Origin of the sequence: Catellatospora sp. IY07-71 (genome assembly GCF_018326265.1) — a bacterium.
GTDB lineage: Bacteria > Actinomycetota > Actinomycetes > Mycobacteriales > Micromonosporaceae > Catellatospora.
On record NZ_AP023360.1, the window covers coordinates 6,277,431 to 6,298,041 of the forward strand.

Sequence of the window (20,611 nt, forward strand, 5' to 3'; positions counted from 1 at the left end):
CGTGAGGCCGGATGTCCGGCCATCTCGGGCCGCATCAGCCAACCACGTCATGTATCGATGAACCAGCCCGAGTTTCGTCACCGGCTGCGCCTGAGCCGACGCGACCATGATCGCCGCGAGGCTACTGCGACCTGCGTACACCTTTTGTACAGCCGATGTACACGCGGTCCACCGTCCACTTCTCCGGCACCATCACCTGCGCCGCGTTGCCCCATCCGAGGCTCCGGTCCGTCGCTTTGGGACTGCCTCCTTCGGCACAGGTCGGTGGGCGCGCGCTGCCTGGATCGCCTTAGGAGGATGGGCCGATGGCGGGGACGCGGGCCGGTGGGCGCGCCGGTCCGGTCGGCGGGACGAGCGATGGCGCAGGTGCCGGAGCACGTCCGCCCGTGGCTCCCCAGAGCAGGCCGGCGGCGACGACGAGGACGCCGACCGTCTGGGTGAGGCCGGGCAGGGTCTGGTCCTGCAGCGCCGCGACGGCCAGGGTGGCCGCCGGGACCAGGCCGGTGAACATGCCCGCGCGCTCGACCCCGAGCAGCCGCAGCCCGGTGAACCAGGCCAGGAACGCGACCACCGTCATCATCACGGCCAGGTAGAGCAGGATCAGGGCCTCGGTCGCCGTGGGCATCCGCAGCCGCGCCCACTCCCCCGTGGCCAGCGCCGCCACCACGAGCATCGGCACCGCGAGCGCGCAGCTGTACGCCGACACCCGCACCGCGCCGAGCCGCGGCAGCACCGCCGCGGCCAGCAGCGAGAACGACACCTCGCACACCAGCGTGCCGAGCGCCGCCGCGAGCCCGACGCCGTCCGCCGCCCCCGCGCCGTGCACCAGCGCGGTGCCCACCGCCACGATCCCCGCCGCGATGACCAGCCGCGCGGCCGGGCGGGCGCCGCGCAGCAGCGGCCCGGCCAGCGCCAGGCCGAGCGGCGCCGCCCCGACGACCGTGCCGACCACGGCCGCGTCGGCGTGGTCGAGCGCGGTCAGCAGCAGCGTGTTGAACAGGGCGAGCCCCATCAGCGCGACGGCGGCCAGCAGCGCCGACTCGCGGCCGGTCGGGCGGGGCGCGGGCGTCATGCCGCCCAGGCGCGGGAACAGCCGCAGCAGGGCGGCCAGCAGCGCGGCGGCCAGTGCGTAGCGCAGCGCCTGCCCGGTGAGGATCGGATAGTCGAGGACGAGGCGGCTCAGGCTCACCGAGCCGCCGAGGATCATCATGCCGAAGCTGCACAGGGCCGCTCCGGCCAGGCTGTCGCGGTTCACCACCTGACGGTATGGTCGACATTGGTACACCAGACAGGGCCACTTGAACACAGAAACAGAGGACCAATTGGCGGTACGCGAAGCGCTGCTCGACCTGGACCGGGACCTGCCCGGGATTGGCGAGCGGCTGCTCGGGGCGCTGCGGGAGGCGATCGCGCAGCAGCGCATCGTGCCCGGCACCCGGCTGCCGTCCAGCCGGGACCTCGCGGCCGACCTGGGCCTGTCCCGTGGGCTGGTGGTGGCGGCGTACGAGCAGCTCACGGCTGAGGGCAGGCTGGTGAGCCGGCGCGGTTCGGGCACCACGGTCGCGCCCGCTCCCCCGCCCGCGTCGGTTGTCGCGGGCTCGCCGACGCCGGTGCCGCCGGGCCGGGTGGCGGCGCTGCGGCCGGGCGTGCCCGACCTCGGCATGTTCCCGCGTGCGGCGTGGCGGCGGGCGTACGAGCGCGCACTCACCACGGCCGCCGACGCCGACCTCGACTACACCGACCCGGCGGGTGTACCGCGGCTGCGCGGCGAACTGGCGTCGTACCTGGGCCGGGTCCGCGCGGCGCGGACGGGGGCGGACGGGGTCGTGGTCACGACCGGCGCGGCCCAGGCGCTCAGCCTGCTCGGGCGGGTGCTCGCCGCGCGCGGCCTGACCGAGGTCGGCGTGGAGGATCCGGGCAGCGCGGGCATCCGCGGCCACCTGCTCGCGCACGGCCTGTCGCTGCGGCCGCTGCCCGTCGACGGGCAGGGCGCGGTCGTCTCGGCGCTCGGGGACGTACGGGCCGTGTTCGTCACGCCCGCGCACCAGTTCCCGACGGGTGCGGTGCTCGCGCCGGGGCGGCGGGCCGAGCTGATCGACTGGGCGCGGCGTACCGGCGGCCTGATCATCGAGGACGACTACGACGCCGAGTTCCGCTACGACCGGGACCCGGTCGGCTGCCTGCAGGGCGTCGCGCCGGACGTGGTGGCGCTGGTCGGCTCGGCCAGCAAGGCGCTCGCGCCAGGGCTGCGGCGCGGCTGGCTCGTGCCGCCGCCGGGCTGGCTGGACGCCGTACGCCAGGCGAAGTCCGACGCGGACATGGGCGGCTCGGCGCTGGAGCAGCTCGCCTTCGCCGAACTGCTCGCCTCGGGCGGCTACGACCGGCACCTGCGCCGGGCTCGGCGCGCCCAGCGAACCCGCCGTGACGCCCTGGTCGCGGCGCTGCGCGCGCACCTGCCGCAGGCTCGGATCTCGGGCGTCGCCGCAGGACTGCACCTGGTCGCCGAGCTGCCCTCCGGCGTGGACGACCGGGCGCTCGCCGCGCGGGCCAGGGCCGCCGGGCTCGGCCCGCTTGCCCTGTCCGAGCTGCGGCACGGCGGCGACGGCCCGCCAGGACTCGTGCTGGGCTACGCCGCACAGACCCCGGACGAGCTCACCGCCGCAGTAGCCGTCCTGGCTTCGCAGCTCTGACCGCCGGCTTCCTCCGAGCCGGTGCATGACGATGCTGTGGGAGCAGGTGACTCCCACAGCATCGTCATGAGATCCGCGGCTGCGGACAGCTCACATGTTCTTGGTGAAGTCGTACAGGTCCAGAGCCGTCTGGTCGAAGTACGGCGACGCCACGATCGTGGGGTTGGGCAGCCGGTCGACGCGGCTGTTGATCCCGTTGACCAGGCCCCAGTTGCCGTCCCAGTTCAGCAACCAGCCACCGCCGCTGGCGCCCTTGTTGAAGTTGCAGGGAATCTTGATCGTCTCGGTCCAGACGTTGGCGTTCTCCTGCGAGGAATAGCCACTGCAGCGCAGCAGGTTGCCGCCGTCGAACGGGGTCTGGGCGGGGTAGCCGAACGCGTTCTGCAGGTTCTGCGTGCCGGCGAACGTCCACAGGCCCTGGCCGCCGAGGTAGCTGACGATGTGGTTGCCGTTCAGCGTGCCCATGATCGCCACGCCCATGTCCTCGGCCGGGGCCGACGAGTTGATCCAGGCGTTCATGGTCCAGATGCTGACGGCGTACCAGGTGCCGTACGGCCGCGGGTTGGCCAGGTCGTCGTCGTAGGCCGGCACGAACGCCCAGCTGGAGGCGGCCTGGCCGCCCGCGCCGCTGTGGATGCAGTGCCCGGCCGTCCATACCGTGTCGGCGCCCGCAGAGTTCACCACGGTGCCGGAGCACTGGTAGGAGGCCCCGCCGAGCACGAAGAACGCCTTACCGCTGGTGCGCGCGGTCGGGTGGGACGAGGCGAAGTTCGGGTTGACGGCCAGCGTCGACGCGCCATCGCCCTTGGGGGTGCCCAGGGCCCCTTCGAAGGGCGGGATCACCGTAGGCTTGCGGGCGCCGGTGGCCGCCTGCGGCGTCGCGGTCTTCGCCGCCGCGTTGCCCACGGCCATCGCGCGGGCGTACTCGGGTGACTCCTCGATCGGCCTGGCGGCGCGCATGCGCTCCGGCGTCCAGAACGCTTCGACCGCCTGGGCCGCGGTGACGTTACGCCCGTACTTCGCACGTCCGGCCGTCCACGCTTCGGCGTGAACAGCCACCGCGCCTCCGGTCACGCCGGCCTTCGCCAGAAGGCCCGCATCGTCGCGGGCGGCCGCAGCGGACTGGGGCACGGCCAGGGCTACCCCGGCCGCCAGCGCGACGGCGCTGAGGATCCGGGTCGCGGAGACCCGTCGCCCGGTCGTTGTGACTGCCATTCATGTTCTCCCAACCTGTGGCGGAGCCCGTGCGGCATCCGCTCAGACGGTTACTGTTATCGATGGATCGTCCGTCCAATGAGGATGTTGGACATCGTTGGACACCTGGATCCGTGGCGAAGGCCATCGCACTGGCGCGGTGGATCGCCACCGGCGGTGGCACCAGACCCGCCGGGCATAGCCGCGGCAGTCCACACGCGACATCGGAACTCGACCTCGGCCTCGGGCAGCCTTGGGCAAGTCCGGCTATGCGTCATTCATCCCTTAGAGATGGATCAATGCGGCGATGTTCCAGTGATGCCAGAAAGGCTGAACCGCTCGCGGTGTCTGCACATGAGGCCGCCGGGTGGCCAGCAGGGAGAGAGAGTATGTACGACCAACCAGTGCGTCCCGGTGCCCGGCAGGCCCTCCACCAGACATCCGACGCATCCCATTCCGCGCTCGGGGTGGATCGCGAACTGCAGACGGTGCAGGATCTGGCCCTACTGCTGCGCAAGCTGCGGCACCGCCACGCGCGCCAGCATGGCGGCAACCTACTGACATACCGGCAGCTGGCAGCGAAGACCGGCTGGTCTCACGGCATCATCGGTGAGTACTTCGCGGGAAACGTCCTGCCCCCCACCGAGCGGTTCGACATCCTGACCCGGCTGCTCGGGGCCACCAGCGCTGAGCAAGGCGTGCTGGCCACCGTGCGAGACCAGGTCGAGGAAGGCCGACGTCGGATGAAGCCGGCCGGCGGGCATGCCGGTGCCGCGCCGGCTCAGGCGAACGGCATGGCGGCAGGTGCTCCCGTGCCGCAGCAGCTGCCGCCGGCCCTGACCGCCTTCGTCGGCCGCGCGGAGCTGCTCACCCAGCTCGACGACGCCACCACTACCGCTGGGACAGGCGGCTCAGCCCCACCGGCCGCGACGAGCGTGGTGCTGTCGGGCACCGCCGGGGTCGGCAAGACGACTCTCGCGGTGCACTGGGCCCACCGCGCCGCAGAGCGTTACCCGGACGGCCAGCTCTACGTCAATATGCGCGGGTTCGACCCCAGCGGCTCGATGATGACGCCCGCCGAGGCGCTACGCGGATTCCTGGAGGCGCTCGACGTGCCGCCCGAACGCTTCCCGATACACCTGCCCGCACAGGTGGGGCTGTACCGCAGCCTGCTCGCCGGCCGGCGGATGCTGATCGTGCTGGACAACGCCCGCGACGTCGAGCAGGTGCGCCCCCTGCTGCCCGGCAGCCCGACCTGCCTGGTGCTGGTGACCAGCCGCAACCGCCTCGCCGGCCTGGTCGCCGCCGAGGGCGCCCTGCCGGTCACCGTCGGACTGCTCTCCTTCGACGAGGCGTGGCAGTTTCTGGCACGGCGCCTCGGCGCAGACCGGCTGACCGCAGAACCGCAGGCCGTGAACGAGATGATCGAACGGTGCGTGCGGCTGCCGCTGGCGCTGGCGGTGGTCGCCGCCCGAGGGGCGGCACATCCGTCGTTTCCGCTGTCCACCCTCGCCGCCGAGATGCGGGAGACGAGGCGGCTACTCGACGCGTTCGACGGCGGCGACGCCGGCACCGACGTGCAGGCGGTCTTCTCCTGGTCATACCAGCATCTGAGCCCGCCCGCCGCGCGCCTGTTCCGGCTGCTCGCCTGCCATCCAGGGCCGGACACCGCAATCCCCGCCGCTGCCAGCCTGGCCGGGCTGCCCCGAAATCAAGCGCACCGGCTACTGGCCGAACTGGCCCATGCGCACCTGGTCACCGAACACGTGCCCGGCAGGTTCAACGTCCACGACCTGCTGCGGGGGTACGCGGCCGACCTGCTGGAAAGCATCGACACCCCCGACACCCAGCGGACGGCGATCCAGCGCGGACTGGACCACTACCTCCACACCGCACATGCGGCCGCCCTGCTGTTGCAGCCTGGCTGGGATCCGATCAGCCTGGCCGACGCCCGACCCGGGGTGACACCCGAGGAGATCGCTGATCACAGCCAGGCGCTGGGCTGGTTCACCGCCGAGTACCGCGTGCTCCTGGCTGCGGTCGCCCACGCCGAACGCGCCCAGTTCGAAGGGCACGCCTGGCGGCTGGCACGGACCCTGGTGGACTTCCTGCAACGCCAAGGCCACTGGCCGAGCCTGGTCGCCGCGCAGCGAACCGCCCTTGCCGCGGCGCAGCAGGCGGGCGAGCGGCCCGGGCAGGCGAGCGCTCACCGCGATCTCGCCCGTGCGCTGTCCCGAGTCGGCGAACGAGAGGAGGCAGAGGACCACTACCGCGCGGCGCTGAAGCTGTTCGGCGAACTCGGTGACCACACCGGGCAGGCACGAACCTACCGGGCGTTCGGCGCGCTGCTGGATCGGCTCGGCCGCCATGCCGAATCCCTGCACCACGCCCAGCAAGGCCTGGAGCTGTACCGACGCGCCGGTCACCTGTCCGGAGAGGCCAGCGCACACAACGGGGTGGGGTGGGCGCATGCCAGACTCGGCCAGTACGGGCCGGCGCTCGACCACTGCCGGCGGGCGCTGGTGCTGCTGCGCCAGACCGACGACCGGCACGGCGAGGCGAACACCTGGGACAGCCTCGGCTTCATCCACGACCGCCTCGGCCGCCACCGCCGGGCGGTCTCGTGCTACCACCGGGCACTGGTCCTCTTCACCCAGATCGGTGACCGCTACGACGAAGCGGACACCTTGAACCGGCTCGGTGACAGCCGATGGTCCCTGGGCGACCGAGCAGGCGCCGTGCGGACCTGGCAGCGAGCCCTGCGCATCTTCGACGACCTCGGCCATCCAGATGCGGAGGAGGTGCGCGACCGGCTGGCCCGCGCCACCGATCCTGCGGCGAGGGCGACGAGTGCCGGACCGAATCCCGGATGACCCTGACTGGTCCCGCACCGGCATACCGGAGCCGGCCGGTTCGCGTTCCACCGGGCTTTCGCCGCGGTACGCGCCAACCTCGGCCAGCCTCCCCGGCGCGCTGGAAGGTCCTGGCCGGCGACCACCTCACCGTGGTCCGCAACCCGGAGTTCGCGGCTGCGGTCACCGCCTTCCGCGGGCTGACTCCAGGGGGCGGCGAGGCATGATCGCGGGTTCGTGTCGACATCTCTGTTAGAACCGCAGATCTCGACACGAACCCGCGATCTTCGCCACCCGTCCCCGTCGTCCCAGCAGCTCGGGCCGGTGGAAGATCGCTGTCTCGTGTCACAACCTCGGGTAGAACCACAGGTTTGGACACGGACTGCCGATCTTGGCACCCGGCGGCGCGGCCGGGGGCCGACAGAGGGACGGCTGATCGCCGCGGCGAAGGAAATCCCGCGGCGATCAGCCAGCGCGCCGCCGACACACCGTTCTTCACCGCCGTGGACAACTGGATGACCACGAGGCGGTGAGCGCGATTTACGAGCCACCGGGCAGCGCCGGATCACCATCCACGAGTAACCGCAACAGGACCTTCACCTGCTGTCTTGCGATGACGGGCAGGTGGGAGCCGCCCAGGCGCACGGCTCGCTCGGCCGACACCAGCGGATGCAGCCGGGCGAGCACACCACCGGTGTTGAGCACGCTGTCGCACCGACCGGCCAGGTCCATCGACGGGAACCGCCGCGCGGCCTCAACCAGCCTCAGCTGCGACGGAGACGCGAACACCTGCGGTCCGAGCCGTCGCAGCGACAAGCCGGCGAGCTGCCGGTGATGGCGTAGTTCTGCGCCGAAGAAGTGCAGCGCAGAGGCGTACGGCGTCAGGTCTCGTAGTTGCGCACTCGTTTGCTTGAGAACTCCTTCGCTTTCAAGCCGCCTGCCTGGCACAGATCGGCCACCAGCATGCTCGCCAGACAAGGTTTCGTAGATCGACATGCTCGCGTCTCCCTGCTGTCGTCGGCTACGGTGGGGAAGACCAGGCCATGGGAGGTGTCGGAGGGTGCGAGCCCCGACTCCTGGTCTTCCCCTAAGCGCCAGCCAGGTCCGGACATCTCAAGCGCGTTCCCGCTGGGCTATACCAGGATCAGCGGAAAGGAACCGGCGTGGAATCAGATGCGGGTCTACCACCGTCTACAGAGGACAACAGCCTTCCGTCGAGGCTGCGTGCGGCACGTGAAGCGGGAGGATTCAGCCTCGCCCGGATGGCTGCGCTGACGCACTTCAGCAAGCCCTACCTCGGGCTGGTCGAGACCGGTCGTCGCGCTGTCACCGTCGAGGTGATCCAACGTTACGAGCAGGCTCTCGGTGTCACCATCGGCACAGCCCTGGACCCGGTGCGCGTCACCCATGAATGGCTGATCGCCGACTCCCCTGCCGCCATACACCTGCGCGCGGGCCGACAGGTCGGCGCCGATCTCGTCGAGGCGCTGGAAGCCCGAACCGTGCAGCTGCGGCATCTCGACGACACCGTCAGCAGCAGCCACATGCTGCCCGTGATCACCAAGGAACTGGATGCGGCTACCGTGCTCGCTCGCGAGGCCGTCTTCGGTGACGCCTTCGGTCGCAGGTTGTTCACGGTGGTGGGGGAACTGGCGCAACTCGCCGGCTGGGTCGCCGGCGACGCCGGGCAGTATCTCAAGGCCAAGCAGCTTTACCTGTCCGGAGTCAGCGCCACCGAAACGGTGGGGAATCGGGTGCTGGGCGCGCAACTGCTGTCGAGCCTGAGCTATCAGATCGCCAATGTGGGCCGCCGCGAGGACGCGCTGCTGATCGCGCGGTCTGCCGTCAAAGGGGCAGTCGGGGCGACGCCGGTCGTCCGGGCACTGCTACTCGAACGTCACGCATGGGCCGCCGCCCGCCTGCGCGACGCCAGCACCACCCGCCGCGTCCTTAACGCCGTGGAGGACGCCTACGAGCAGCGCTCCGCCGACATATGCGAGCCCGAGTGGGTCTACTGGCTCAACCGCGCCGAGATCGATGTGATGGCCGCCCGCTGCGCCATCGAACTCGGCACACCCGCCCAGGCCGAGCCGCTGCTCACCCGGGCCCTGGCCGGATACGACAGCGACCACGTCCGCGAAGTCGCTTTGTACCAGACCTGGCTGGCCGAAAGCTACGCCAAGACCGGAGACGTGGACGCCGCACGCTCCACTCTCGACCGTGCGCAGACCGCGGCCGATCGCACCGACTCTGCACGATTGCAACGCCGCATCACCGCCGTCGCCAACCTCATCGACCGCCGCGCCGCATGACGGGACACGTTGCCGCTCCGGTCTTCCAGGTCGAGGCTTGCCATAAAGCCATCTAGGGCGCACCCTCTGTGCTCGGGTGTGATGTAGCGGTCGGGCCAGTGGCCCTCTTCTGCGTCAGCCATAGATCGCCAACCACAGCCGCACCAGATGGCCCTACCCCTCATCGACACGAAACACCAAGGCTGAATCGGTTTTCTGCCACCTCAACCAGGTACGCCCGCTCTGGCCTTATTCTTCGACGTGCCTTAGACGCCGCTGGGGGACGGCAGCACTCCATCGGGTCCACCTGCTCAGCGAGATCGATTCTCAACGCAAATCCACACTGTCCGTATCAAACCTCTGGCCCCAGCTTCGTCCGCTGGATCGAACGCTGCCGCCGCAGATAGCGCTGTTCGAAGTCCAGAACATGAATAGGTGACCGTGAATGAAACTTACCAATGCGCTCAATTTCGTAGGCAGCACTGTTACAGTTCCGAGCATTAGCGATACAGCGCTGGTCGGGAAAGTATCGAGCACCAAGGGATACGCTCGTCCGCTGAAAGAAGTCCGAGCCCTGGACGGCCCCATCACGGTCCGTATCGTTGACGTTCTACACCGGCTAGCTGCGGCGACTGCACCGCAAGTCGACCAAACGCTGTACGAGGTCTACAAACATTGGGGCTTGTTTCGCTACCTAGGCCTTTTTGAAACGACGAAATCGCGTAAGGTACATCCTCCATCGATTAAACTCTCACAGGCGGGTCGCCGCATCCGGGGCAATCAACTGCGGGTGACGTCCGAGGACATCGGAATCGGCTTTTCGATCATGCTCGCCGAGAAGTGGCTTCGAGCAAATGGACACGCCGGACCTCCGCGTGTGATAGATATCGACGTGGCACTCGCCAATGGTTCCGTCCGTGGCCAGAAAGTCTCGAAAACTGGGTCCAAGCGCCCCGACTATCTTCTGATTTCCGACGTTCCCGGCCGACTGGGGGCGTTCACGCTAGCCGTACTCGAGTGCAAGGGGACGACAAGCCGAAGTGTTGCTTACGGCCAACTTGCTCGCGGCGGTGGGCAACTCGACGGTGTAACGATTGCGGCAGAAATCCCCGATGGGCTCGTAACGAGTACGGTCATGGGCACTCAATCCATAAAGTGCCTGGCGCTGCAGACCAGTCGGCCCCGTTTCACTGATAGGTCGGCAACAACCTCGTTGCCACCGGCGCCTGCTACACCGGCAATTCAGCTTGATCTGACGCGATTGGACGACCGTTTTGCAGATGACTCGAGGGCGAATGACTCGAACGAAACCCTGGTCGAGGGTGCACTCATGGCCTCGTGGGCTAGCCTCGGAGAACTCTCCGGCAACCGGGTGGCATTTCAACGCTGGTCCCATCCCTCTAGGGCTTACCGGTTCACCTCTGATGACAGGGACGGCCAGCATGGCTCTTACGTGACAGGCGGCAACCGGCATGTCATGGGCCAGCGAAAGATCGTTCCGCTGCCTGGTGGCTTGCTCGAAGTGACCCTTGGCGTTGACGCCGAGGTTGATGAGGCGCTGAGGGCAGGCTCGCCGTCCGACGTGCTCCTGGCGCAACAGAGCGCAGGACGCCGCGCATTGGAGAACGTCGCCATCGGTGCCGAGCCAGACGCAGCCGCAGCATATGGCGCCGACGGCAGTGTGTTACACCTCAGGAGAGTTGGTTGACCTCACGGACGACCGCAACAGCCGACCGTCGCCAACGCCGTCCTCGCTAGAAATAACACACGCCACCCCATCGGGACGTACACCCTACCTTCGCAAGTCGGGCATCGGGTGCGCGCTCGGCAGACACGGCGAGAGCTACATTGGGCAACTGTGCAGTTCTGACGACCTCACTTGCGCAATAGGGGCGAACGGCATACACGGTCATCAGCACTCGTCAGGTCGATCAGCATCTAGACACTTTTCGCAGTGGGGGTCTGGTCCGAGTCCACTTTGAGGCTTTCGGGTGATCGCGGCTGTCGTCGGTGGTCGGGTGTGCTGGTGGCATGCGGTACGGCGATGGTGGTGGAATGGACGCGGCTGGCCGGGCCAGGCGTGAGCGGCTGCGTGGGCGTGCGGCTGAGCTGTTTGCGCAGGGTGTCGGCGCGGTTGAGGTCGCCGCGGCGCTGGAGGTGTCGACGAAGTCGGCCTACCAGTGGCGGCGGGCCTGGGTCGCCGGTGGCGTGCGGGCTCTGGCGTCGCGGGGCCCCTCAGGTCCGGATCCGATGCTGTCGGATGAGCAGCTGGAACGGTTGCGGGCACGGCTGGAGCAGGGGCCGGCGACGGCCGGGTACGGCCAGGACCAGCGGTGGACTCTGGCGCGGGTGGCCACGTTGATCGGGTCCATGTTCCATGTGCGGGTGGGCCTGACCACGACGTGGCAGGCGATGCAGCGCCTGGGCTACACCTCGCAGCTGCCCGTCCACCGGGCCGCAGAGCGTGACGAGCAGGCCGTCGCGCACTGGCGGCGCTACCGGTGGCCTGGGCTAAAAGAGTCGCGCGTCGGTTGAACGCCTGGATCTGCTTCGCCGACGAGTGCGGGCAGACGCTGCGGCCGGCCAAGGCCGCTACCTGGGCTCCGCGCGGCCACACTCCGGTGGTGTCGGTGACCGCGGCCGGCGGTGTGCGGGTGTCGGTGGCCGGCATGGTCTGCTACCGGCCGGGCGAACGCAGCCGGTTGATCTATCGGACGATGCTGCACCGCGGCCGCAAAGGCGAGCCCAAAGGGTTTCGCGAACCCGACTTCGCCAGTCTGCTGGATGCCGCCCATCAGCAGTTGCGTGCGCCGATCGTACTGGTCTGGGACGGGTTGAGCACGCACCGGTCGGTGAAGATGCGGGCGCTGGTCGCCGCCAGGCCGTGGCTGCGCGTCTACGCGCTGCCCGCGTACGCGCCGGAGCTCAACCCTGTCGAAAAGGTCTGGTCGGCGATGAAGCGCGGCCTGGCCAACCTGCCCGCCCGCACTGCGGGTGCCCTGCTTGAGGCGGTGAAGAACCGCCTCAAGCGCATGCAGTACCGACAGAACCTCATCGACGGCTATTTCGCTGGAACGGGTCTATCTCCACCAGCCCCGACCAGACCCTGACCGCGAAAGGTGTCTAGATCTCCGGCCTGAGGATCGGCTCGCAGCTGATGACGGTAAGGTTCCGCCGGGCGCATCTAAACCCGACATAGAGGCTGGTTGGCTGGTGGACATTCGGTCGAGGACAATCGCGTGGTCGAATCCGGGTCCTTGAGCAGGACGAGGCGCGAAAGACGCGCCGTATCGCTTGCCGACCCGAGACTCGGGTGTGGTTGCGTAGCTGCGCCACAGCTGTCGCCACGTCGCTTGCTGGAGGCGGCCATGCGAAGGGCCTGAAGTGTGGTATACCAGGCATAGCGGCGGAAGATCTTAATTGTCGGAATGGAACCGATGGTCGCGAGCGCTTCGAGTACCCGCACAGGTGAGAAGTCCTCGAGAAGCATGTAGCCTCGCTGGCGCCGCACCGTCCCAGCACCCTCAGCCTGTCGAAGAAGCTCGCGAGCTTTGATCGCTAGCGAGCTTCGATCTACGACTATCTGTGAGACGATCCTGGCATCGAACCAGCGACCCTACCGAAAAAGAGTCCCTGCTCCGACAACCTCACCCGAGGTTAACGGTGGCCATCACGACCGGTGCGGACAAGCCAGGCCAATTCGCCGTAAGGGCCTCGTCGCCGGATGGTGTTCGGGTGCCCACCGCGCGTACCACGCTGAGTTCGACGCCGTCGGCCGTGACGACCGTCGGGTCGCCGTCGGTGACCTTCCGCAGCACGTCCAGCACGAGGGCCTGCTCGTGGGAGCCGCTGCCCGTCACCGTCATCGCGGGTTCGCGGACCTGCTTCTGGCCGTCGACCTCGAAGTATTCTTCGGCCTGCGTGCCGCCGGTGAGCACGGCGCGGGCCAGCGCGGACACATACACAGGGTCGCCGCAGGCGTCGTACACCCAGCGCTTGCCGAGCACGGAGTGCTCCGTGGTGCCGATCAGGAACGCCTCTCCCCCGGCCAGCGGCGCGCCGCGGTAGGTCAGTGGCACGTGCAGCACCGGACCGTCACCGGCGCGGACCATCATCATCTCGATGCCGACCTCGCCGGCCGGATCGTCGAACCGGCAGGCGGCGACCCGCTCGACGGCCGCCGCGTCGCCGGAGAACCAGGTCCGGCCGGGCAGCCAGGCGGCGAGCAGTTCGAGCTTGGTGGGGCTGATGTCAGCGTGGTGTAGCAGAGCCATACCCGCATCCTAGTCTCATGATCGGTTAACGGTGCCCCGCCATGACCTCGGGCAGCCGCCACACCAGCGCACCCTGCCCGGCCTGGAGCACATGCGCGGCGGCCAGCGGGATCCAGAAGCACTCGAACCGGATCGGCTCGTCACCGTGGTCGTCCTCGCTGCTGAACCAGCGCTCCGCGGTGTCCTCGGTGACGGTCAGGTGGAAGACGTGCCGGTGGTGCAGCTCGTACAGGTACGGGCTGGGGTCGTACTCCGTCTCGCCGAGCTTGCCGAGCAGCTTCAGGCCCGGCAGCCCGGTCTCCTCCGCCGCCTCGCGCAGGGCCGCCTGCTCCGGCGTCTCGCCCGGCTTGACGCTCCCGGCCGGGACCTGGATGCCGACCTCCTCCCAGCTGTAGTCGACGTGCCGGAAAACCAGCAGCCTGCCGTCGCGCACGATGTAGCAGACGACCTTCTCGCGCACCGGCTTGCCGGACATCGTTTCCCCTCCTGCCCTGGTCACGGGTGGAGCAGGTCGGCGAGGCGCCCGCTGCGCAGGGACCCGATGTCGCCGCCGCTGTCGAGCGCGACCTCCAGCAGCGCCGCGAAGCTCGTGCCGTACAGCCATACCTCGGCAGGGTCGTCGGCGAACTCGAAGTTGCGGACGGTGAGCCCGCGGCCGACGTCGGTCCGCACTTCCTCGACGCGGCACACCGCCCAGTGGCATCCCTGCTCGCGCAACCGGTGCACCCAGGAGATGCTTCGCCCGTCGGGCAGGTCGATCACCGGTGTCACGGTGATGCCGCCGTCCAGGATCACCCGGCGAGGCCGGTCGGGCCGGGCCAGCCGCCAGCGGCCGCCGAACAGGGTCGCCGAGCCCATGCGCTGGAACATCGCTTCGAGGTCGGCGTCGTCATGCCCTTCGGCATGGCCGGGCGCGGTCACGACGTGCTCACGTTCGATCCGGTCGAGCAGGTCTTCCATCTCGGCGTCGGCGGAGGTCAGGTGCCACCCGGCGACCGGGCACAGCGCACCCGCCGCGTCCTGTGCCACCGCGACCAGCCCGCCGTGCAGCGCGACCGTGTGCCGCGCGTCCGCCGTCCGGTCGTCGACGTGCACGACCACCCGGGACAGCACGGCCTGCACGTCCTGTATCCGTACCCCGGGGCCGCGGCTCGGCCGGTTGCCGTCCGTGCCGTCATGCGGCGCGTCGAGCGGCAGCTCCAGCAGCGGGTTGGGCCGGCTGGCGGGCACACCGTCCGCGGCGACGTACGGGAACAGCCGCGCGATCCAGCCGGTGACCGTCTTGGCGCCGTCCACGTCGGCGGGGTCGAGGATGTGCTGCCAGAAGGCCGTGTCCACGTCGCCCGAGGCGGCGCGGACGAACTGGTCGGCGATCGGGGCGAGTGAACGGTGCCAGCCCGCCAGCCCGAAGCGGGGCAGCTGTTCGACCCGCTCACGGATCGTGCGCCAGTCCTGCTCGGCTCCGGTCAGCGTGATCGCGGGCAGGCCGCGTCCACCGCTGGTCCAGACGCCGAAGTACGGCCAGTAGCCGTCGCCCGGCGTCGCGAGCGCCGCGACCCGCTCCACCTCGGTGCTGGTGGTGAAGTCGCAGGCGAACAGCGCGGCGCCGGTGGCCCGCGCATCGGGCAGCCCGGCCTGTCGTGCGATGAGGTGCCGCCAGGAGTCGGCGTCCCGCGGCGCCGGGCCGTCCGGCACGATCTCCAGCCGGCGCCCGGTGGGTTTCCCCGGCGGGCTCGGATGCCCGGCGTGCAGCCGGACGTGCTGCGCGAGGCCCTCGGCGATGGTCAGCCACACCGCGTCCGGGGAGAGCGCCAGGGGACGGCTCTCGGCATGGGCGCGTCCGACCGCGTACAGCAGCGGATGCACCACCGTCCTGAGTGTCACCACGGCCAGGTCCGGGTCGCCGCCGACGGCGATCGCGTTCGGGAACATCCGGCTCAGCGGCGCGGTGGGCAGCGGCTCGGCCGCTGCGGCGACATCGTCGACCGGGAAGATCACCACCGGGCGACACTACCGTCCGATGGTCGGCCACGCTGTCCCGTGCAGAGGAACGGGGTGAACCGGCGCTGCCGGTCCACCCCGTCGGCCTGTCCGCGCGACCCTCGGCGGGAGGCGCGGGCAATGAGTCAGGTCACTCGCGGCCGCGGCCGACGAGCACCGCGGTGTTGGTGTTGTTCTCCAGGTTCGGGTCGGCGGTGGAGCTGCTGACCGTCGCGGTGTTGGTGATCCGCGGCGCGGCCTCGGCGTCACCGTTCCCGTTGACCTTGATCTTCGACTTGATGACGAACTGCGCGGTCGCGCCGTCGGCCAGCGTCGCCAGGTTGCAGGTCACCGTGTGGGTGGCCTGCGTGTAGGTGCACTCCGGCGAGGTGAACAGCACCTGCAGGTGGGTTGGGTCGAGCGGCAGCTCGTCGGTGACCACCACGTTCTGCGCGTCGGACGGGCCGCCCAGCCCGCAGTTGCGCTGGTCGCCCCGGACGTCGCCCTCGCAGCCCTCGTCGTTGTGGACGGTCAGGGTGAAGACGGCGATCTGCTCCTTGGTCTTGTCGCCCTTGCCCTTGTCGCCCTTCTCGCCCGCCGACTCCTCGTCGTACGAGAACGCGACCGCGGTCTTGTCGATCCACAGGTCGGCCGAGGTGTCGACGGTGTTGGTCGCGGTCGCGGTGTTGTCGTCGGGGTCGGTGTCGGTCGTCGTCGAGGCGACGGTGACCGAGTTGACCAGCTCCGTGCCGTCGGCGGTCGAGGCCGCGACGGCGACCGTCAGGCGCACGGTCTCGGACGCCCCCGCGGCGAGCGTGCCCAGCGCGCAGACGACCTCGCCCGGCTCGGTCTCGCTGCACACGGAGTCGCCGCCGGCGTCGACGCCGCTGACGAAGGTGGTGCCGTCGGGCAGCTCGTCGGTGAGCGTGACCAGCTGCGCGTCCGACGGGCCGCCGTTGTTCGCGGTGATGGTGTAGGTCAGGTTGTTCCCGGCCAGCACCGGCTCGGGCGCGCCGGCCTTGGTGACCGACAGGTCCGCCTCGGTCTCGACCGTGGTGTCGACGCGCGCCAGGTTGTCGCTGTTGTCGGGGGTGGCCGTCGCGCTGGACACGACGGCGTTGTTGGACAGCAGCGTGCCGTCGGCGAGGTCGGCGTCGAGCCGGCCGTTGAGGGTGATGGTCACGTCCGGGTCGTCCTCGTCGAGGTTGCCCAGGTTGCAGACCACGTCCCGGCCGGGCGGCTGGTTGTTGACGCAGGTGCCCACGGAGGAGGTCACCGACACGAAGGTGACGCCCTCCGGGAGGCTGTCGCGCAGGACGACCGCGTTCGCGACGGACGGGCCCTCGTTGTCGACGGTGAGCGTGTACTGGATCGGGCCGCCCGCGACGGCGGTCTCCGGGCCGGTCTTCTCCAGCACGAGGTCGGCGGAGCCGACGAAGTCGACCCGGCCGGTGGCCTTGTTGTTGCTGCTGTCCGGGTCGGGGGTGGTGGCGCGTACGGTGGCCACGTCGTTGATCTGGGACACGTCGTCGGCGCCGACCTCGACCCGGATCGTGGCCCGGCCGCCGGCCGGCAGGGTGCCGGGGCCGCAGGTGACGGTGACCTCGGTGATGTCGTTCACCGGCGTGGTCGGCGACGCGCAGGGCACGTCGGGGTCGGCCTGGAGCGCGGCGGACAGCAGGTTGAACGGGGTCGCGGAGGTGAGGTAGTCGGTCAGCACGGCGCCGGCCGCGTCGGACGGACCGAGGTTGTCCACGATGATGTCGCAGAAGCCGGTCTCGCCCGCGGGTGCGGGGTCGTCGGGCTTGCACAGCTTGGTGACCGACAGGTCGGCCGAGGCCTGGACCTCGGTCCTGATCTCGACGGTGTTGTTGGCGAGGTTCGGGTCGACCACGTCACCGTTGAGCGCCACGCTGGCGCGGTTGACGATGAAGCCGGGTGCCTGGCTCGCCGGGACCAGCGCCTGGATCGAGACCGGGAACGTCTGCCCGACAGGCAGGTCCGCGAGCTCGCAGGTGACGGTGGAGACCTGGGTGGGCGCGTCGGTGGTCACCTCGCAGGAGCCGGCCGGCGGGTAGGTCGCCAGGACGGTCAGCCCTGCGGGCAGCACGTCGGTGACGGTCAGCGACGCCGCCGTCTCCGTGCCCGCGTAGTTGGCGACGGTGAGCGTGTAGGTCAGCACCTGGCCCGCGAGGACGGGGTCGGGCGAGTCCTCCTTGGTGATGCTGAGGTCAGGCTGCAGTGCCTGGGCGCGTACCGCGGCGAAGGCGGCAGCGGACGGTGTCGGTGCCGCGGCCGCCCACTGCGGCGCGGCGCCCACCGCGAGCGCGCTGGTGACGGCCAGCACGCCGTGCGCGGCGAGAAGACGTCTGGACAAACTGTGCCCCCTGTCTGTGATCGGGGTCCATTCCCCCGTAGATCAACGACTTGGGTTACAGGTGGTGATTGGATCGTCACTGATTGCTTACGTCGCTGGTGGTAGGACGCAGCTGGGAACTGCCCCGGCCGCCGCCCGCGGTCCAGGCTGAGGGGATGTCCCTGCCACTGCACCGGCTCACGGTGCCGCAGTCGCTGCCCGTGCCGTTCGCGGTGGACACGTTCGACGCGCTCGGGCCGCTGTCGCACGCACCGTTCCCGCACCGGCACACCTTCTACGAGGTGGTGCTGATCCGGGCGGGCGCGGGCACGCACGTGGTGGACCTCGCGGCGTATCCGGTGCGCCCGCCGCAGCTCGCGGTGGTGCTGCCCGGCCGGACCCACCACTGGCAGGACACGTCCGGGCTGGACGGCCGGCTGGTCCTGTTCGGCGAGGAGTTCCTGGCCGGCTGCCCGCGCGTGCGGGAGCTGCTGCACCTGCTGGGACGGCGGCCCTGCGTCGGGCTGGACCGGGCGGCGGCGGCCGAGGCGGCCGGCATCGTCGCGCGGATGCGGCGGGAGTACGCCGCACCGGACGCGGACTCGCTCGGCGCGCTGCAGGCGTACCTGCACATCCTGCTCGTGAAGGCCGCGCGGCTCGCCGAGTCGCCACCGGCGGCGACGGGTGCCGGGCGGCGCGCGGAGCTGGCCGCCCGGTTCGCCGACCTGGCGGCCCGGCCCGGCGGACGGCGCACGGTGACCGAGTTCGCGGCCGCGCTGGGCGTGTCCGCGGGCTACCTCGGCGAGGCGGTGCGGGAGGCCACCGGCCACTCCCCCGGCGAGCTGATCCGGCAGGCGTACGCGGTCGAGGCGATGCGGCTGCTCGCGGGCACCCGGCTCACCGTGGCGCAGGTGTCCCGGGAACTGGGGTTCGCCGACACGGCGTACTTCTGCCGGTTCTTCCGGCGGCAGACCGGATCGACGGCGGGCGAGTTCCGCCGCTCGGCCGCGGGCGGCCCGGCTGCGGAAATCACCACGACCACCGGATCACGTCCATCGAACGGCGACGATGCACAACCCTAGTGTTGCGGGCGACGACCTCACGAAGGAGAGTTCCATGACCGGCGACGAACCCCGTACTCCGGGCGTCACCCGCAAGACGCTGCTGCGCGCGGCGATGGCGGTCCCGGCGGCGCCCCTGCTGTTCGCGGCCGTGCCCGCGCTGGCGCGCACGCCGTCCGGGCAGCCGCTGGCGGCCACCCCGGAGTCCTGTGACGACGACGACCTGACCCCGCCGCAGATGGAGGGCCCGTACTTCAAGCCGGGCTCCCCGCAGCGCACCACGATGCTCGACGGCAGCGGCACCCGGCTGACACTCACCGGCTACGTGGTCGGCCTGGCCTGCCAGCCGATCGCGGGCGCGCTGCTGGACTTCTGGCAGGCCGACAACGCCGGGGCGTACGACAACGTCGGCAACCGCTTCCGGGGGCACCAGTTCAGCGACGCGCAGGGGCGGTTCACGCTGACCACCATCGTGCCGGGGCTCTACCCCGGACGGACCCGGCACATCCACGTCAAGGTGCAGGCGCCCGGCCGCCCGATCCTCACCACCCAGCTGTACTTCCCGAACGAGCCGCGCAACAGCACCGACAGCCTGTACGACCCGGCCCTGCTGATGACCGTGCAGCAGGTCGGCTCGGCCCGGCAGGCCACGTTCGACTTCGTGCTGAACGTGCCGGGCACGCCGCCGTCCCCCTCCCCGACCGCGACGGCCTCGCCGAGCCCGACCCCACCCGGCGGCGGCACGTGGCAGCCCTACGTGTCGTACGCCGTCGGGGCGCAGGTCACCTATGGCGGGGCCGGGTACGCCTGCCAGATCGCGCACACGTCGCTGCCCGGGTGGGAGCCGCCGAACACCCCGGCCCTGTGGCGCCGCCTCTGACAGGCGGCCGCGTCGCGGGCGCCCGCCGCTCCGGGCGCCCGCGACGCCCCGCCACGGATCTCAGCGCAGGTGCCGCGCGAGCACCTCGACGTGGCTCTGCGGGAGGTCCTTCACCGCGGTCAGCAGGGTGACGGTGCCCTGCCGGACGTGCGCCCGCAGCTCGCGCAGCGCCTCCTGCGCCGCCGGGGCGCTCAGCTCGGCCTCGTAGCGGGTGACGAACTCGGCGTGCCGGTCGGCGGGCGACTCGTGATACCAGCGGCGCAGCTCGGTGGAGGGCGTCAGGTCCTTGGGCCAGTCGTCGACGCGTGCGTGCTCCTTGGCCAGGCCACGCGGCCACAGCCGGTCGACCAGCACCCGCCGGCCGTCGTCGGGGGACGGTTCGTCGTAGACCCGGCGTATACGCAGGTGCGACGCCGGTGCGGCGCGTGACGGCATACCCCCATTATGGGCGCGGGTCAGCCGGGCCGGGCCTCGCCGCACTGGTCGCCGGGGTCGACGGCGTGCATGATGCGGCGGCCGATGTCGCACAGCTGGCGGGTCTGCGCCTTGGTGAGCGGGTCGAAGACCAGGCTGCGGACGGTCTCCACGTGCCCGGGGGCCGTGGCCACGACCTTGTCCCAGCCGCCGTCGGTGAGCACGGCCAGCGTGAAGCGCCCGTCCGTCGGATCGGGGGTCCGCCGCACCCAGCCGCGTTGCTCCAGCCGCGCCACCACCTGCGACAGCCGCGACAGCGAGCCCTCGGCCAGCATCGCCAGCCGGCTCATCCGCAGGGTGCGCTCGGGCGCCTCGGACAGCGCGGCCAGCACCTGATACTCGAAGTGGCTGAGCCCGGCGTCGCGCTGGAGCTGGGCGTCGAGCGCGGACGGCAGCCGGATCATCAGGGCGGCGAGCGTCAGCCAGGTCTGCCGCTCCTCCGCGGACAGCCAGCGGGTGTCCTGCGGCGCGTCCATGGCGACCACTATAGCTTCGTCGCTCATGTCGGTTCATGCTTCAAACTTGAACCGACTTCCGGCCGCATTCACTTGACGCTTGA

17 protein-coding genes are annotated in these 20,611 nt (G+C 70.4%); 8 read left to right on the plus strand and 9 right to left on the minus strand.

Annotation, left to right across the window (positions count from 1 at the left end; genetic code table 11):
* Positions 1-289: 289 nt before the first annotated feature.
* Positions 290-1,255 carry a DMT family transporter gene (locus CS0771_RS27955; RefSeq protein ID WP_212843782.1) on the minus strand — a complete coding sequence of 322 codons (966 nt, stop codon included), beginning with the start codon at positions 1,253-1,255 and terminating at the stop codon, positions 290-292.
* 67 nt (positions 1,256-1,322) lie between these two features.
* Between CS0771_RS27955 and CS0771_RS27960 the strand changes: the two genes are divergently transcribed.
* Entirely contained in the window at positions 1,323-2,690 is a 1,368-nt protein-coding gene (locus CS0771_RS27960; protein WP_244871076.1) for a PLP-dependent aminotransferase family protein, read from the plus strand.
* A gap of 90 nt (positions 2,691-2,780) precedes the next feature.
* On the opposite strand, the gene CS0771_RS27965 is transcribed toward CS0771_RS27960, so the two are convergent.
* The gene (locus CS0771_RS27965; RefSeq protein ID WP_212843783.1) at positions 2,781-3,905 is read right to left on the minus strand and encodes a serine protease; all 1,125 of its coding nucleotides are present in this window, start codon (positions 3,903-3,905) and stop codon (positions 2,781-2,783) included.
* Between the two features lie 278 nt (positions 3,906-4,183).
* Between CS0771_RS27965 and CS0771_RS27970 the strand changes: the two genes are divergently transcribed.
* On the plus strand, positions 4,184-6,757 hold the full coding sequence (locus CS0771_RS27970; protein ID WP_244871077.1) for a tetratricopeptide repeat protein: 2,574 nt from the start codon (positions 4,184-4,186) through the stop codon (positions 6,755-6,757).
* Positions 6,758-7,276: 519 nt separating this feature from the next.
* Here the strand turns inward: CS0771_RS27970 and CS0771_RS27975 are convergent.
* Positions 7,277-7,732, minus strand: a complete 456-nt coding sequence (locus CS0771_RS27975; RefSeq protein ID WP_212843784.1) for a helix-turn-helix transcriptional regulator — start codon at positions 7,730-7,732, stop codon at positions 7,277-7,279.
* Positions 7,733-7,956: 224 nt separating this feature from the next.
* On the opposite strand from CS0771_RS27975, the gene CS0771_RS27980 reads away from it, so the two are divergent.
* From CS0771_RS27980 to CS0771_RS27995, 4 genes are all read left to right on the plus strand, one after another.
* Positions 7,957-9,048: a helix-turn-helix domain-containing protein gene (locus CS0771_RS27980; protein ID WP_256442884.1), complete on the plus strand. Its 1,092-nt coding sequence runs from the start codon at positions 7,957-7,959 to the stop codon at positions 9,046-9,048.
* Positions 9,049-9,472: 424 nt separating this feature from the next.
* Complete coding sequence (locus CS0771_RS27985) at positions 9,473-10,735, plus strand: hypothetical protein (RefSeq protein WP_212843786.1); 1,263 nt, start codon at positions 9,473-9,475, stop codon at positions 10,733-10,735.
* A gap of 347 nt (positions 10,736-11,082) precedes the next feature.
* Positions 11,083-11,562: a winged helix-turn-helix domain-containing protein gene (locus CS0771_RS27990; protein WP_212843626.1), complete on the plus strand. Its 480-nt coding sequence runs from the start codon at positions 11,083-11,085 to the stop codon at positions 11,560-11,562.
* Positions 11,559-12,137, plus strand: coding sequence for a transposase (locus CS0771_RS27995; RefSeq protein ID WP_244871053.1), 579 nt, complete (start codon positions 11,559-11,561; stop codon positions 12,135-12,137). Before CS0771_RS27990 ends, CS0771_RS27995 begins: the two co-directional genes overlap by 4 nt.
* A gap of 537 nt (positions 12,138-12,674) precedes the next feature.
* Here CS0771_RS27995 and CS0771_RS28000 read toward each other — a convergent pair.
* The 4 genes from CS0771_RS28000 to CS0771_RS28015 form a co-directional block, all read right to left on the minus strand.
* Positions 12,675-13,301 (minus strand): hypothetical protein, encoded by a 627-nt coding sequence (locus CS0771_RS28000; RefSeq protein ID WP_212843787.1) that lies wholly within the window; start codon positions 13,299-13,301, stop codon positions 12,675-12,677.
* A gap of 25 nt (positions 13,302-13,326) precedes the next feature.
* A complete protein-coding gene (locus tag CS0771_RS28005) occupies positions 13,327-13,776 on the minus strand; it encodes an NUDIX domain-containing protein (protein ID WP_212843788.1) in 450 nt (149 codons plus the stop codon).
* Positions 13,777-13,796: 20 nt separating this feature from the next.
* Entirely contained in the window at positions 13,797-15,302 is a 1,506-nt protein-coding gene (locus CS0771_RS28010; RefSeq protein ID WP_212843789.1) for a DUF4419 domain-containing protein, read from the minus strand.
* Positions 15,303-15,432: 130 nt separating this feature from the next.
* Entirely contained in the window at positions 15,433-17,658 is a 2,226-nt protein-coding gene (locus tag CS0771_RS28015; protein WP_212843790.1) for a DUF11 domain-containing protein, read from the minus strand.
* Between the two features lie 155 nt (positions 17,659-17,813).
* On the opposite strand from CS0771_RS28015, the gene CS0771_RS28020 reads away from it, so the two are divergent.
* Positions 17,814-18,719, plus strand: coding sequence for an AraC family transcriptional regulator (locus tag CS0771_RS28020; protein WP_212843791.1), 906 nt, complete (start codon positions 17,814-17,816; stop codon positions 18,717-18,719).
* Positions 18,720-18,753: 34 nt separating this feature from the next.
* Positions 18,754-19,578: a carbohydrate-binding protein gene (locus tag CS0771_RS28025; RefSeq protein ID WP_212843792.1), complete on the plus strand. Its 825-nt coding sequence runs from the start codon at positions 18,754-18,756 to the stop codon at positions 19,576-19,578.
* 60 nt (positions 19,579-19,638) lie between these two features.
* Here the strand turns inward: CS0771_RS28025 and CS0771_RS28030 are convergent, their stop codons facing one another.
* Together CS0771_RS28030 and CS0771_RS28035 are read right to left on the minus strand one after the other, a co-directional pair.
* Positions 19,639-20,013 (minus strand): DUF488 domain-containing protein, encoded by a 375-nt coding sequence (locus CS0771_RS28030; RefSeq protein ID WP_212843793.1) that lies wholly within the window; start codon positions 20,011-20,013, stop codon positions 19,639-19,641.
* A gap of 20 nt (positions 20,014-20,033) precedes the next feature.
* Positions 20,034-20,555 carry a MarR family winged helix-turn-helix transcriptional regulator gene (locus tag CS0771_RS28035; RefSeq protein WP_244871079.1) on the minus strand — a complete coding sequence of 174 codons (522 nt, stop codon included), beginning with the start codon at positions 20,553-20,555 and terminating at the stop codon, positions 20,034-20,036.
* Between the last annotated feature and the right edge of the window lie 56 nt (positions 20,556-20,611).

Excerpts from the sequence above, each read along its gene's own strand:
- CS0771_RS27965 (WP_212843783.1), bottom strand. The coding sequence starts at position 3,905 with ATGGCAGTCACAACGACCGGGCGACGGGTCTCCGCGACCCGGATCCTC.
- CS0771_RS27970 (WP_244871077.1), top strand. The coding sequence starts at position 4,184 with ATGCGGCGATGTTCCAGTGATGCCAGAAAGGCTGAACCGCTCGCGGTG.
- CS0771_RS27975 (WP_212843784.1), bottom strand. The coding sequence starts at position 7,732 with ATGTCGATCTACGAAACCTTGTCTGGCGAGCATGCTGGTGGCCGATCT.
- CS0771_RS27985 (WP_212843786.1), top strand. The coding sequence starts at position 9,473 with ATGAAACTTACCAATGCGCTCAATTTCGTAGGCAGCACTGTTACAGTT.
- CS0771_RS27990 (WP_212843626.1), top strand. The coding sequence starts at position 11,083 with ATGGACGCGGCTGGCCGGGCCAGGCGTGAGCGGCTGCGTGGGCGTGCG.
- CS0771_RS28000 (WP_212843787.1), bottom strand. The coding sequence starts at position 13,301 with ATGGCTCTGCTACACCACGCTGACATCAGCCCCACCAAGCTCGAACTG.
- CS0771_RS28005 (WP_212843788.1), bottom strand. The coding sequence starts at position 13,776 with ATGTCCGGCAAGCCGGTGCGCGAGAAGGTCGTCTGCTACATCGTGCGC.
- CS0771_RS28020 (WP_212843791.1), top strand. The coding sequence starts at position 17,814 with ATGTCCCTGCCACTGCACCGGCTCACGGTGCCGCAGTCGCTGCCCGTG.
- CS0771_RS28025 (WP_212843792.1), top strand. The coding sequence starts at position 18,754 with ATGACCGGCGACGAACCCCGTACTCCGGGCGTCACCCGCAAGACGCTG.
- CS0771_RS28030 (WP_212843793.1), bottom strand. The coding sequence starts at position 20,013 with ATGCCGTCACGCGCCGCACCGGCGTCGCACCTGCGTATACGCCGGGTC.
- CS0771_RS28035 (WP_244871079.1), bottom strand. The coding sequence starts at position 20,555 with ATGAGCGACGAAGCTATAGTGGTCGCCATGGACGCGCCGCAGGACACC.